The 14,048-nt window shown below is 38.1% G+C and carries 12 protein-coding genes, 1 pseudogene and 1 other annotated feature; of the genes and pseudogenes, 12 read left to right on the top strand and 1 reads right to left on the bottom strand.

Going from position 1 to position 14,048, the window contains the following annotated elements:
- Positions 1–48: 48 nt before the first annotated feature.
- The 6 genes from ccsA (at position 49) to EK386_RS12720 (ending at position 5,964) form a co-directional block, all read left to right on the top strand.
- A complete protein-coding gene (gene ccsA, locus EK386_RS12745; protein WP_126659561.1) occupies positions 49–876 on the top strand; it encodes a cytochrome c biogenesis protein CcsA in 828 nt (275 codons plus the stop codon).
- Positions 877–894: 18 nt separating this feature from the next.
- Positions 895–1,824, top strand: coding sequence for a hydroxymethylbilane synthase (gene hemC / locus EK386_RS12740; RefSeq protein ID WP_126659560.1), 930 nt, complete (start codon positions 895–897; stop codon positions 1,822–1,824).
- On the top strand, positions 1,817–2,578 hold the full coding sequence (locus EK386_RS12735) for a uroporphyrinogen-III synthase (protein WP_126659559.1): 762 nt from the start codon (positions 1,817–1,819) through the stop codon (positions 2,576–2,578). Before hemC ends, EK386_RS12735 begins: the two co-directional genes overlap by 8 nt.
- On the top strand, positions 2,575–3,555 hold the full coding sequence (hemB, locus tag EK386_RS12730) for a porphobilinogen synthase (protein ID WP_126659558.1): 981 nt from the start codon (positions 2,575–2,577) through the stop codon (positions 3,553–3,555). Before EK386_RS12735 ends, hemB begins: the two co-directional genes overlap by 4 nt.
- Positions 3,556–3,558: 3 nt before the next feature.
- Positions 3,559–4,845, top strand: coding sequence for a glutamate-1-semialdehyde 2,1-aminomutase (hemL, locus tag EK386_RS12725; protein WP_126659557.1), 1,287 nt, complete (start codon positions 3,559–3,561; stop codon positions 4,843–4,845).
- A 105-nt stretch (positions 4,846–4,950) separates the two neighbouring features.
- Positions 4,951–5,964, top strand: coding sequence for a hypothetical protein (locus EK386_RS12720; protein ID WP_126659556.1), 1,014 nt, complete (start codon positions 4,951–4,953; stop codon positions 5,962–5,964).
- Here EK386_RS12720 and EK386_RS20830 read toward each other — a convergent pair.
- Positions 5,941–6,150 carry a YszA family small membrane protein gene (locus tag EK386_RS20830; protein ID WP_126659555.1) on the bottom strand — a complete coding sequence of 70 codons (210 nt, stop codon included), beginning with the start codon at positions 6,148–6,150 and terminating at the stop codon, positions 5,941–5,943. The two genes, EK386_RS12720 and EK386_RS20830, sit on opposite strands and share 24 nt — an antisense overlap.
- Before the next feature lie 167 nt (positions 6,151–6,317).
- Positions 6,318–6,571: a binding site (T-box leader), on the top strand.
- A 73-nt stretch (positions 6,572–6,644) separates the two neighbouring features.
- Here EK386_RS20830 and EK386_RS12710 point away from each other — a divergent pair.
- From EK386_RS12710 to radC, 6 genes and pseudogenes are all read left to right on the top strand, one after another.
- A complete protein-coding gene (locus EK386_RS12710) occupies positions 6,645–9,296 on the top strand; it encodes a valine--tRNA ligase (protein WP_126659554.1) in 2,652 nt (883 codons plus the stop codon).
- A gap of 95 nt (positions 9,297–9,391) precedes the next feature.
- Positions 9,392–10,684 carry a bifunctional folylpolyglutamate synthase/dihydrofolate synthase gene (locus EK386_RS12705; RefSeq protein ID WP_126659553.1) on the top strand — a complete coding sequence of 431 codons (1,293 nt, stop codon included), beginning with the start codon at positions 9,392–9,394 and terminating at the stop codon, positions 10,682–10,684.
- A complete protein-coding gene (locus EK386_RS12700; RefSeq protein ID WP_126659552.1) occupies positions 10,668–11,912 on the top strand; it encodes a bifunctional folylpolyglutamate synthase/dihydrofolate synthase in 1,245 nt (414 codons plus the stop codon). Before EK386_RS12705 ends, EK386_RS12700 begins: the two co-directional genes overlap by 17 nt.
- Positions 11,913–12,064: 152 nt before the next feature.
- Positions 12,065–12,706 (top strand): hypothetical protein, encoded by a 642-nt coding sequence (locus EK386_RS12695; protein ID WP_126659551.1) that lies wholly within the window; start codon positions 12,065–12,067, stop codon positions 12,704–12,706.
- Between the two features lie 95 nt (positions 12,707–12,801).
- Positions 12,802–13,389 (top strand): Maf family protein, encoded by a 588-nt coding sequence (locus tag EK386_RS12690; protein ID WP_126659550.1) that lies wholly within the window; start codon positions 12,802–12,804, stop codon positions 13,387–13,389.
- A gap of 45 nt (positions 13,390–13,434) precedes the next feature.
- A pseudogene (radC, locus tag EK386_RS12685) lies at positions 13,435–13,956 on the top strand (RadC family protein); the annotation flags it as partial.
- Between the last annotated feature and the right edge of the window lie 92 nt (positions 13,957–14,048).

Here is a 14,048-nt window from a genome sequence, read left to right as displayed (position 1 = left end):
ATGGTATTACATTAGTAAAAGTTGTAAAAAATGAAGAAGGGTTGCAAAATGACAGAAATAGCGATGGCTAGATTATACGAAATCATGGTTGTCTTATATGCAACCGGGATCGTTTGTTATTTTATCGATTTTTTCTATAAACGTGTCAAAATACGTCGAATAGCTTTTTGGTTTATTTCCATTGTGTGGTTTTTACAAACAACTTTCTTTTTACTCTATATCATTGAGACAAGACGATTTCCTATTCTGTCGTTAACAGAAGGAATCTATTTTTATGCATGGTTACTTGTCACATTATCAATTATTTTACATTGTATTGTTCGAGTGGACTTGCCGGTGTTTTTTCTCAATGTCCTAGGCTTTATTTTTGTAACAATTCATTTGTTTGCGCCAAACAATGTAGAAAATCCATTAGTCAAATCGTTAGAATCTGAAATGCTCTTTATCCACATTTCGTTTGCGATTCTCTCGTATGCGGCGTTTACTCTTGCCTTTGTTTTCTCTGTTCTCTATCTAGTGTTATATAGAATTTTAAAAGGGAAGAAGTATTCGAAATTATGGTCGCGTTTACCAAATTTATATCAAACGGGTAAATGGATGTCCTACTCCATATTGGTTGGGATTCCTATGCTGTTTATTAGTTTACTATTGGGATTAGAATGGGCATTTTTAAAATTAGAGGGACTTTCCATATTAGATTTTAAAATTGTCAGTTCTTTTATCATCACTATTATTTATTTAATTATTTTAGTATTACATCGAAGTGGAAAGTTAACAGGTTTAAATTTTGCATGGGCACAAATTTATACGTTTTTACTTGTCGTGATTAATTTCTTTTTAGGAAGTAAGTTATCCAATTTCCATCTTTGGTATTAGCAGAAAGGTAGGATTAGATTGCGAAAAATTATTGTCGGATCAAGAAAAAGTAAATTAGCATTAACACAAACGAACTGGTTCATCAATGAATTAAAAAATGCAGGTGTACCATTTGAGTTTGAAGTAAAAGAAATCGTGACAAAAGGTGACCGTATTTTAGATGTGCAATTATCTAAAGTGGGTGGTAAAGGATTGTTTGTAAAGGAAATCGAACAAGCGCTTTACGATAAAGAAATCGACTTTGCGGTGCATTCAATGAAGGATATGCCAGCCGTTCTTCCAGATGGTTTAGTGATTGGTTGTATTCCACCACGTGAAGATGCGAGAGATGCATTTATTTCAAAAAATCACGTGAAATTTACCGATCTTCCTAAAGGTGCTGTTGTTGGGACAAGTTCTTTACGTAGAAGCGCACAACTTTTACAAGCTCGTCCAGACCTTGAAATTAAATGGATCCGTGGAAACGTTGATACACGATTAGCAAAATTAGAAAATGAAGACTATGATGCGATTATTCTTGCTACTGCTGGATTAAAGCGATTAGGCTGGAGTGACGACGTTGTGACGGAATTTTTAGACGTTGATCTTTGTTTGCCCGCTGTTGCTCAAGGTACTTTAGGTATAGAATGTCGCGAGGATGATGCAGAATTACTTGCTGAGCTAGCAAAATTAACGGACAAGATTACATGGAATGAAGCCCATGCAGAGCGAGCATTTTTAGCGGCAATGGATGGTGGCTGTCAAGTTCCAATCGCAGGCTATGCAACAACGAATGGTAGTGACATTACGCTAACAGGTTTAGTCGCTGCTCCAGATGCATCGGTTATTTATAAAGAAACGGTGACAGGTACGAATCCTGAAGAGTTAGGAAAAGAAGTCGCAAAAGTTTTAACAGAGCAAGGAGCCTTTGAGTTAATTCAAAAAGTAAAGGCTGAGCAAAATGCGTAACCTTCCATTAAGTGGAGCTACAATTGTTGTAACGGGTAGTCACATTACAACGTCTATCCTTACGCAAATACAATCTTTCGGTGGAGAGGCATTGTCCTTTCCCCTGATCGAAACAAGTGAAATAATTGAACCAGACGATTCCGTACAACTTGAAATGGCGAAAAGTTTTGACTGGCTAATCTTTACGAGTCAAAATGCAGTGAATGCTTTTGTGAATAAAATAAATCAGCATCACCTAAAAGCCTTGGATTTTAAAGGGAAAATCGCTGCAGTAGGGGAGAAAACGGCAAAACTTCTTGAACATCATGGATTTTCAGTAACTTTTATGCCTTCGATTTTTAGCGCGGATGTTTTTGTCAAGGAATTTCCACAAATGATTGAGGGCAATCCACAATGTTTATTCATTCGTGGGACAAAAGCTAAAAATACCATTAAATCTGGGCTCCCGTTTTTCGTAAAGGAATGGAATGTCTATGAAACAAAAGAAAACCTTTCGAGTACTGAGCCGCTAATTGAGTTGGTTCAACAAAAGGAAAACATGATCCTAATTTTCGCCAGTCCTTCTGCGGTAGAAGTCTATGCGGAACATATTGCCCCAGTTGTTGGGTGGGATAAAGTGCAGATCGCTGCAATTGGCCATATTACAGAAGCTGCCATTCAAAAGTATGGCGTTAAAGTTACATATAAACCTAAAACTTATACAATGCAATCAGTTATAGATGAAATCATAAAGAGAGAGGATCCTACACTATGACACAACTTAATTTTAAAAGACATCGCCGTCTACGTTCATCGGCTACAATGCGCTCTATAGTAAAAGAAACGTATTTACACAAAGAAGACTTAATTTACCCGATTTTCGTATTAGAAGGTGAAAATATTAAAAATCCAGTAAGCTCAATGCCTGGTGTTTTTCAATTTTCATTAGACAAATTAGGTGAAGAAATTGATGAAGTTGTGGCACTGGGTATTCCTGCTGTCATTTTATTTGGAATTCCAGCCGAAAAAGATGCAGTTGGAACAGGTGCTTTCCACGATCATGGGATTGTTCAAAAAGCAACACGTTTCATTAAAGAACGTCACCCAGAATTACTTGTTATTGCAGATACTTGTTTATGTGAATTTACAGATCATGGACATTGTGGCGTTGTAGAAGGAGAGAAAATTTTAAATGACCCTTCTCTTGATGTGTTAGCACGTACAGCCGTATCTCAAGCTCAAGCTGGTGCAGACATTATTGCACCTTCGAATATGATGGATGGTTTTGTTGCAGCAATCCGTGTTGCGTTAGATGAAGCCGGTTTTGAAGATGTGCCAATTATGTCGTATGCAGTAAAATATGCTTCAGGCTATTATGGACCTTTCCGTGAAGCTGCTGAAGGCGCACCGAAATTTGGTGACCGTAAGACGTATCAAATGGATCCAGCAAACCGTTTAGAAGCATTCCGTGAGGCTGAATCTGATATTGAAGAAGGAGCAGACTTCCTAATTGTAAAACCTGCCCTGTCTTACTTAGATATTATCCGTGATGTACGTAACAACTACCATTTACCAATTGTTGCTTATAATGTATCAGGTGAATATGCGATGATTAAAGCAGCAGCGCAAAATGGTTGGATTGAAGAAAGACCCGTTGTACTAGAAACATTACTTGGTATGAAACGTGCAGGTGCCGATTTAATTCTTACTTATCACGCAAAAGACGTCGCTCGTTGGTTGGAGGAGAAATAGAACATGACATATGAAAAATCGATTCAAGCTTTTAGTGAAGCAGTAAATTACATGCCAGGTGGGGTAAATAGCCCTGTGCGCGCATTTAAATCCGTAAATACAGATCCGATCTTTATGGAATCAGGGCAAGGCGCCATCATTAAAGACATTGATGGCAATGAATATATTGACTATGTTCTAAGCTGGGGTCCACTAATTTTAGGGCACTCGCACCCAGAAGTAGTAAAAGCAATTCAAGAGCAAGTTGCAAAAGGGTCTTCTTTTGGGGCGCCTACTTTACTAGAAACAAAACTAGCTCAACTCATTATTGACCGTGTTCCATCAATCGAAATGGTTCGTTTTGTATCATCTGGTACAGAAGCAACGATGGCAGCATTACGTCTTGCTCGTGGTTATACTGGTCGAGATATTATCTTAAAGTTTGAAGGTTCTTACCATGGTCATGGGGATTCGTTATTAATTAAAGCTGGTTCGGGTGTAGCAACATTAGGTTTACCGGATAGCCCTGGAGTTCCAGCAGATATTGCGAAAAATACGATGACAGTTGCTTATAACGACTTAGAAGCTGTTCAAGTCGTGTTTGAGAAGTTCGGTTCGCAAATTGCCGCAGTAATCGTGGAGCCCGTAGCAGGAAACATGGGTGTAGTGCCACCAAAACCAGGTTTCTTAGAAGGATTACGTAAAGTGACAGAAGACAATGGTGCATTACTAATTTTTGATGAAGTAATGACAGGTTTCCGTGTTGATTACCATTGTGCACAAGGGTACTTCGGCATCAATCCTGACCTAACATGTTTAGGAAAAGTGGTAGGTGGTGGACTTCCGGTAGGTGCATTTGCTGGAAAACGTGAAATTATGGAGCATATCGCACCAGCTGGACCAGTTTACCAAGCAGGTACTTTATCAGGTAATCCTCTTGCCATGACTGCGGGTATTGAAACGCTATCTCGTTTAACACCTGAGTCATATGAATACTTCACAAAACTAGGGGATCGACTAGAAGCGGGTATTCGTGAAGCTGCAACGAAATATAATATTCCACACACTGTAAATCGCGCGGGTTCAATGATTGGCTTATTCTTAACAAATGAAGAAGTAGTAGATTTCGAATCTGCGAAAACGTCTGATTTACAAATGTTTGCGGAATACTTCAAATTAATGGCGGAAGAAGGTATTTACTTACCACCTTCACAATTTGAAGGCTTATTCATTTCAACAGCTCATACAGAAGAACATATCGAACGAACAATTGAAGCGTTTCATAATGTCTTTGCTAAGTTAGCACGATAAAAATTTTAGCACTTAAACAAGGAGGGATGTCTCGGTTATGAGACACCCTCCTTTTTGGCATACTTCAAATTTCCGTGCATATTGTAGATACGGGAGGGATGTCATATGCAAAAGATTAATTGGGATATGATGACACAATTTGTTTTTCCAGAACAATTAGGGTTAGTTGAAGAAGTGATTTCTTGTGATATAACACCTCGTTGGCAACAGGTAGAGACGGAAGATTCAATTCAATTAAATGGAATCTATCATATTACGGCAGTGGCTAAATTTAATCCATATGAAATACCACAATATAGTGATGGCACTCTAATTGAAGAGTTAGAATTTGATGGGAATAATGGCTATTTTGAATATGCATTGCCATTAAATATTGACTTACCTCGTGATAAAGTTGCTCCGCATTCAAAACCTGAATTGCACATAGAGGATGTTTCCTATTTTGTCTATGACGGGTGTAGTTGTACGTTTAAATGGGATGTGAAATGCTCCTTTGAAGAGCCAGTAGAAGGTGCATTATTTCAACATGAACCAATACCTGAAACACCGATCGTAAACGACTATCGTACAGAACAAACACGAGAGTTTACTGAAGAAATTCGATTTGGTCATGATGCAATTTTCCCTGAAGCACCAACAAACGACGTCACGTCATCTTTAGAAGTTGAATCAGCTCCTAATGAAGGACAACCATTACAAGATGTTCCTGAATATGAAAACAGTGAAGATAGTGAGCCTTTGCAAAATTTAACTCCAGTTCAGAATGCTATTCAGGAAGAAGAAGTGGCACCGATACAGGAAATGTCAGTACAAGAAATGGTGCCAGCTTCTGAACCACAAGTGCAACAAGAAGCACAGTCCGTTGAAAAAGTGCAAGAGGTAGATGAATGGGTTGAAGAAGTAGAGAGTACGAGTTTGAATATGGCTACGGATGTCATTGTAGATGAGGGCATAGTTATTGAAGATATCGATAAAAAGAAAATCGTTGAAGAACCAGCAAAACGAGAAAAAGTTGTTTACTCCAATCAATACTTCCCAACAGATACAGATGAATTTTACAATGAACTTACGGAATCTTACACGATCTTAAATATTTCAAATAAAATCCGTAATGAATAGATAAGAAAGCCCCGCTAAAATTAGTAAGAAGAGAATATCCCCTGTGGTTGGTAAAAATAAAGTTCTTAATCCTTGGAATATGGTAATGGGAAGGATAATTTGTTTGCAAAAGAATCTTATTTTTCTTAGCCATGGGGGTAATAAATATGGATTATAGCCTCGACCTTTAAATCCTCTTTTTTTCAAGATTTTCACTCACCTTTCATGATATTCGTTGTAACTTGAAAACTGTTGTTGTAATATTATAAAATGTACACAGTTAATCTTTGGTTACCTATAATTATAGGGAACAAAAGTTTAAGCTTTGGTGAATTTGGTTAAACTAGACGAATGAAGCCAGGCGTAAATAAATATTTGATGCAATGAATAGGAAGAGTAGAGTGATCATTGTTGCCAAAGAGAGGAAACGGTAGCTGAAAAGTTTCTGCACGAACCACTTGAATGTAGCCTAGGAGCAGCATTTGCGAACCTTAAGTAGTGAATTGCCGGTTAAACGCCGTTATCGAAATGAGAGCCGAGAAAAATGGTGATTTTCAACCTGTATGAACTATTCTCGGAACTAAAGGTGGTACCGCGAAAAATAACTCAAAACTCCTTCGTCCTTTTACTAGGCGATAGGAGTTTTTTTATTTTATTCGCTACGAAATGTCGTTAATTTTATTAAGGAGGAGTCATTGTATATGACAGAACAGCAAAACATCTCAATGCCAACAAAATACGATCCACAAAGTATCGAAGCTGGACGCTATGAATGGTGGCTACAAGGGAAATTTTTCGAAGCACAACCTGACAGTGGAAAACAGCCTTACTCAATCGTTATCCCCCCACCGAACGTTACAGGGAAGCTTCATTTAGGGCATGCGTGGGATACAACGTTACAAGATATCCTAGTTCGTATGAAACGTATGCAAGGGTATGATGCGCTATGGTTACCAGGTATGGACCATGCAGGGATTGCCACACAAGCAAAGGTAGAAGGGAAACTGCGTGAGGAAGGTATTACAAGATATGACCTTGGCCGCGAAAAATTCCTTGAAAAAACATGGGAATGGAAAGAAGAATACGCAGGTCATATTCGTGAGCAATGGGCAAAACTAGGTCTAGGTTTAGACTATACGCGTGAACGTTTCACACTTGATGAAGGGTTATCCGATGCGGTAAAAGAAGTGTTTGTAAAGTTATATGAAAAAGGCTTAATTTACCGTGGTGAACGTATTATTAACTGGGACCCAGCAGCAAAAACAGCGTTATCGGACATCGAAGTAATCCATAAAGAAGTTGAAGGGGCATTCTACCATATGGAATACCCACTAGCTGATGGTTCTGGAAAATTGCGAGTTGCTACGACACGTCCTGAAACAATGCTAGGGGACTCTGGTGTAGCAGTACACCCTGAAGATGAACGCTACAAACATTTAATTGGTAAAACGGTAATCCTGCCAATCGTAGGCCGTGAAATTCCGATTGTAGCAGATGATTATGTAGATATGGAATTCGGTACAGGTGTAGTAAAAATGACACCAGCCCATGACCCGAACGACTTTGAAGTAGGGAATCGTCACAACTTAGAACGTATCTTAGTTATGAACGAAGATGGATCGATGAATGATTTAGCTGGCAAATATGCTGGAATGGATCGTTTCGAATGCCGTAAACAAATTGTGAAGGATTTACAAGATGCAGGGGTACTTGTTGAAATTGAACCTCATACACATCAAGTAGGGCATTCTGAGCGTTCTGGAGCAGTAGTAGAGCCTTATCTTTCCGCACAATGGTTCGTTAAAATGGGACCTCTAGCTGAGCAAGCTTTAGAAATTCAAAAAACTGAAGACGAAAAAGTAAACTTTGTGCCAAATCGTTTTGAAAATACGTATAATCGTTGGATGGAAAATATCCATGACTGGTGTATTTCTCGTCAATTATGGTGGGGTCATCAAATTCCGGCTTGGTATCATAACGAAACAGGCGAAATTTATGTTGGTAAAGATGCACCTCAAGACGCAGAAAACTGGACACAGGATGAAGACGTTTTAGATACGTGGTTCTCATCTGCGTTATGGCCATTTTCAACAATGGGCTGGCCAGATACAGAAAATGAAGAATTCAAACGTTATTACCCAACAAACACACTAGTAACAGGCTATGATATTATCTTCTTCTGGGTAAGTCGTATGATTTTCCAAGGTAAAGAATTTACAGGCGAGCGTCCATTTAAAGATGTATTAATCCATGGTTTAGTTCGTGACGGCGAAGGCCGTAAAATGAGTAAATCTCTTGGTAATGGGGTAGACCCAATGGAAGTAATCGCTCAATATGGTGCCGATTCATTACGTTACTTTTTAGCGACGGGTTCATCACCAGGTCAAGATTTACGTTATACAACGGAAAAAGTAGAATCGGTTTGGAACTTTGCGAATAAAATCTGGAATGCTTCTCGCTTTGCCTTAATGAATATGGAAGGCTTAACGTTTGAAGAAATCGATTTAAAGGGCAATTTAAATGTTGCGGATAAATGGATTTTAACTCGTTTAAATGAAACAATTGAACGCGTTATATCTTTATCTGAACGCTATGAATTCGGTGAAGTAGGGCGAGAATTATACAACTTTATTTGGGACGATTTCTGTTCTTGGTATATTGAAATGGCGAAACTTCCTCTTTATGGTGAAGATGAAGCGGCGAAGAAAACAACTCGTTCTGTACTGGCATACGTATTAGACAATACAATGCGTTTATTACATCCATTAATGCCATTCATTACAGAAGAAATTTGGCAACACCTTCCACATAGCGGAGAATCCATTACGGTTGCAGCATGGCCAACTGTGAAAGAGGAATTTAACTTTACGAGTGATGCATCGAGCATGAAGTTACTTATGGACATTATACGTTCTGTTCGAAACATCCGTGCAGAAGTGAATACGCCAATGAGTAAAAAGGTTCCATTATTCATTGCGGCAAAAGATGCAGAAACGTTAAAAGTTCTTGAAAGCAACCGCGCATATATTGAAAAATTCTGTAACCCAGAAAACTTGGAAATTGGTGAAAACCTAGAAGCACCAAGCCAATCGATGTCTGCAGTTGTTACGGGCGCTGAGCTATTCTTACCACTTGCAGGTTTAATCAATTTAGATGAGGAAATTGCTCGCCTTGAAAAAGAATTAGACAAATGGGCAAAAGAAGTGAAGTTAGTTTCAGGTAAGCTTTCGAATGAGAAATTCGTTTCAAAAGCACCAGAAGCATTAGTAGCTGCAGAACGTGAAAAACTAGCGGATTATCAAGAAAAACACGAAGCCGTTGAAAAACGTTTAGCAGAATTAAAAAATATGTAATAATAAGATGTCCTAGTTTAAACTAGGGCATTTTTCTATTTTGAACGATTCATAAAAATCAAAAAGGCTTTAGCCATTATGTAGGAGAAGATAGAATGTTTCACACGATTGAGGAATGTACAAATTTTATTTTTCAACTAAAGGCAAGTACATATAAAGGAGAGCCATTAGAGGCGATTGGAATCATTTTAACTGAATTGGGGAACCCACAAGAAACTGTAAAATTTATTCATATAGCGGGATCGAATGGGAAAGGATCAACAGTTAATGCGACGCGAGAAATACTTATGGAACATGGTCTAACTGTAGGTGCATTTACATCACCACATTTAGAATTTGTCAATGAACGCGTTACAATCAATAAAGAACCTATTTCGGATGAAGTATTCCTTCATTATGCCAATAAAATTTCGACTATTATTGATGAAAAACTACATGGACAGTACCCGAGCTTTTTTGAAATCATGACCGTCATTGCATTGCTTTATTTTTCGAAGAGGAACGTCGATGTTGCGCTAATTGAAACAGGCATTGGAGGACGGATTGATAGTACGAATGTCATTACGCCAGAAGTTTCGGTCATTACAACAATTTCGCTAGAACATACAGAGATCCTTGGAGACACCCTTCAGAAAGTGGCATATGAAAAGGCTGGGATTATAAAAGAAGGTAAACCTGTTGTTATAGGAGTAAAGCAACAAGAGGCACTAGATATTATTTTTGAAAAAGCAACCAATTGTCATGCACCCGTTTATGTTCTTAATCAAGAGATTGAACTATTCAATATTCGAAAAAATAGTCCTCAACTATTTGACTACAAATCACAACAAGGAACGATAAACGATATACCATTAGCCATGCAAGGAGCACATCAAATCGAAAATGCCGCTTTAGCCATTACGGCCGCGCTTGCTTTTGATTCATCGATTGAGGCAAGTACAATTCGTCAAGCACTAAAGAATGCTCGTTGGGAAGGGCGATTTGAACAAGTAACAGAGCAAGTTATTATTGATGGTGCCCATAATTCAGAAGGTACAGAAGCTTTACTTAATACATTATTAGAATTTTATCCTAACAAACATTATCACTTTATTTATGCTGCATTAAGTGATAAGGATCATGAAAAAAGTATTCATTTGATGGATGAAGTAGCAGCTTCCATGAGTTTTACAGAAATTTCAATACCTCGTGCTGCGAGAGCAAAAGATTTAGCAAACCAATCGACACATTCTTTTGTCTCTGTAGATGAAAACTGGCAACGCTTAATTGAAAAAATGATAGCGAATTTACAAGAGGAGGATTTACTCGTTATTACAGGTTCTCTTTATTTCATTTCAGATGTTAGACAATTTTTATTGGAGATGAGACAACATGATCCCCAAGCTTGATGACTATAAATCAAAATGGCAGCTAGAAAGTACAGATATGATTAAACCTGGTTTAGAGGCCATTACCAATGCATTGAAATTACTAGATCATCCTGAAAAGAAGCTCCAAGTCGTTCACATTGCAGGGACGAATGGGAAAGGTTCGACACTAACGTTTTTAGAACAAATCGCGCGGTTGCATGGACTTTCTGTTGGGAAATTTATGTCCCCGTGTATTGTGGATGTACATGATCAAATCCAAATAAATGGACAACCAATCAGTGAGCAGGAGCTGGATGCAATTTTTAAAGTGATGAAAAAGGCTGGCTTACATAATCGATTAACTGATTTTGAACTGTTAACCTGTGTGGCGTTTCTTCAATTTGCTCGAAAAAAGGTAGATTTAGTTTTGTTAGAAGCAGGAATGGGTGGAAGAGAAGACAGTACAAATGTTATTGTCCCTATTGTTTCCATAATTCCAAGCATCGCATTGGAGCATACGAAATTTCTCGGAAACACAATTGAAAGCATTGCAGCACATAAAGCAGGAATTATTAAAATAGATACCCCTGTTGTGATTGGTAGATTGCCAGAGGATGCATTGACCATCATTCAAAAAGAAGCTTCTGAGAAAAATGCGCCATTGCGAATAATTGGCGAACATTTTGAGATAGAGGCGTCGCTGGAAGGGGATAGTTATTCGAATCATGAGAAAGGGATCACAATTTCGCAACTAGAACGAAAACTTCCTGGTCGCCATCAGGGGGATAATATGGCTTTAGCAATCACAGCTTTCTTTGAGGTAGCAGACCATTTTCAATTGACGGTTGAAACTCAAAAACTGCGAGATGGAGTACGCGCTGCCCGTTTACCTGGCCGTTTCGAACAAGTATGGCCAAACATTTATTTTGATGGAGCGCATAACCCGGCAAGTGCACAAAAGCTTGTAGATACACTTCAGGCAGAATTTCCTAATAACAATATCCGTTTTGTCATTGGGATGTTAGCGGATAAAGACGTTGCTACTGTTTTATCGATTTTTGAAACAATCAGCGATGAATTTTATTTTGTGGACTTCTCTAATGAGCGTGCGATGGAAGCAGAAAATATGATAGGCATTTCGAAAGCAGCGAAGAAATGTATTTTAAATAAAAAGATAAGTGATTTTACTCATTGTGAAGGGATTACGGTTGTAACGGGCTCCTTGTATTTATTAACAGAACTTCGAGGAAGACAAGAATTTTTATGATTGAAATTAAATGAAATTGCAAATAGTGATAGGGAATGATGTTGAATGATATCGTTTAATCACGCTTTTTGCGAAATGTTTTTTAAGCGAGGCGACATTAGTTTCGCTTTTTTTTGTGCTTGATTTGATACGGTTACAATGAGGTGATGCGAATGAAATTTCCAAACGTAATTGGGCGAAGAGATCTTATTCATGCGGCAATAATTGGGTCAGTAGCTGGGTTAGCTGGCGTACTGTTTTTTATATTAATCCTTAGCTCAATGGATCCAGCAAAACAAGAGCAACAAGCGAGCTCAACTGAAGAAGAAGTAATACCAGTAAATTCAGAACAAGAACAGCCAGTTGTCGATAAAAATTCTTTTGTGGAATTTTTCGCAAACCAACATGGAGTATTTTCAAGTAATAAAGCTGCGTTAGATTTTATTGCAGGTTTTGGTTCATTAAATACGAGTGCAATTGTTGAAATAGATGGGAATTTCTATGTTTGGTCTTCTATTACTTCGATCAAGGAGGAGCTAGTGATTACAGATAATCCGACTTCCTTTGCCAAACCCTTTAAGCTTTCTGGTGCTGCATGTACGGATCCTGCTTTACAATCACTACCAGCACATCTACAAAGTAATGACCCTTCAAAATTTTATTTTGAGGATAGTCAAAATCAAGGCAATATGCCAAAGGATTGGCAGTCGATAACATCAGCATTAACAAGCCTTTCGGGGGATTTAAGTGTTGCAAGATTACACTTAATTGTCCATTACTTTACAAAAAACGACTGTATGAAAATTGAATTATAGTATGATGAATTCCGACCAAAATTTACTTTTCTACAAAAATGCAAAAATTTTCAAAAAGGCTTTTCTCGGCTATTATAGAGGGAGGAGGAATGGAAATGAATTTTACTACAAACGAACAATTTGTTTTAGCATCTGCATCACCAAGAAGAAAGGAATTATTTGAAAAACTATGTGTTCCTTTTGAAGTGATCACGAGTGATGTTGTGGAAACAACAGTTGAAGCAAATACAGCAATAGATTATGTGCGGGAAGTAGCGTTATTAAAAACGCGAGATGTAGCGAAAAAGGTAGTAGGCAAAACGCTCATCGGTGCAGATACCATTGTTGTCTTCGAGAATACACTTCTACATAAACCAAAAAATCATGAGGAAGCAATTACACATTTGCAAAAACTTTCAAATCGTATGCATCAAGTCATGACCGGTGTAGCTATTATTGAACCGAATGGAATGGAGCATACTTTTGTTGAAGTGACGAATGTGTATTTTAAAAACCTTCCTCTAAAACTGATTGAACGATATGTAGATTCTGGAGATCCATTTGATAAAGCGGGTGGTTATGGAATTCAAACGGATGGTGTATTATTTGTTGACAAAATTGAAGGGGATTATAACAACGTCGTAGGTTTACCATTAGCCAGTCTCTTTGAAAAATTAGTTGCATTGAAATTACTTGAACTATAAAGGAAGGGATGTTGTATGACAACAACTGCAGAATTTCCTAGCTTGATGTTACGGGATGTTCATGCAGACGAACGGCCAAGGGAAAGATTAATCCGTCAAGGTGTCCAAAGTTTATCCAATCAAGAGCTGATCGCTATTTTATTGCGGACAGGAACAAAGAAAGAATCCGTTTTAACAATTGCTAATCGTGTACTAAAGGAATTTGAAAAAATTCATGAACTAAAACACGCAACCTTTGAGGAAATTGTCTCCATTCGGGGGATTGGTGAAGCGAAAGCCGCTCAATTGCTTGCGGCAATCGAACTGGGTAGAAGACTAGCTCAAAAACAGGTCGATTCTCGCTTTACAATCCGTTCTCCACAAGATGCTGCAACTTTTTTAATTCCTGAAATGTCCTCACTTCAGCAAGAACATTTCGTGGTATTATTCCTAAATGTAAAAAATCAAGTATTGCACAAGCAAACCATCTTTATTGGAAGTCTAAACTCTAGCATCGTACACCCTAGGGAGATATACCGCGAAGCAGTAAAACGTTCTGCTGCTTCAATTATTTGTGCACATAACCATCGTGCGACACGTTCATAACTGAAAAGGTTATGCACGCTGTCCGAAAGTCAAAATGACAAGTAAGAGAGTCGTGAACTCTTCACTCGATAGGT

It is taken from the genome of Lysinibacillus antri (assembly GCF_003977595.1).
Lineage (GTDB): Bacteria > Bacillota > Bacilli > Bacillales_A > Planococcaceae > Ureibacillus > Ureibacillus antri.
This window is presented reverse-complemented; position numbering and strand designations above follow the sequence as displayed.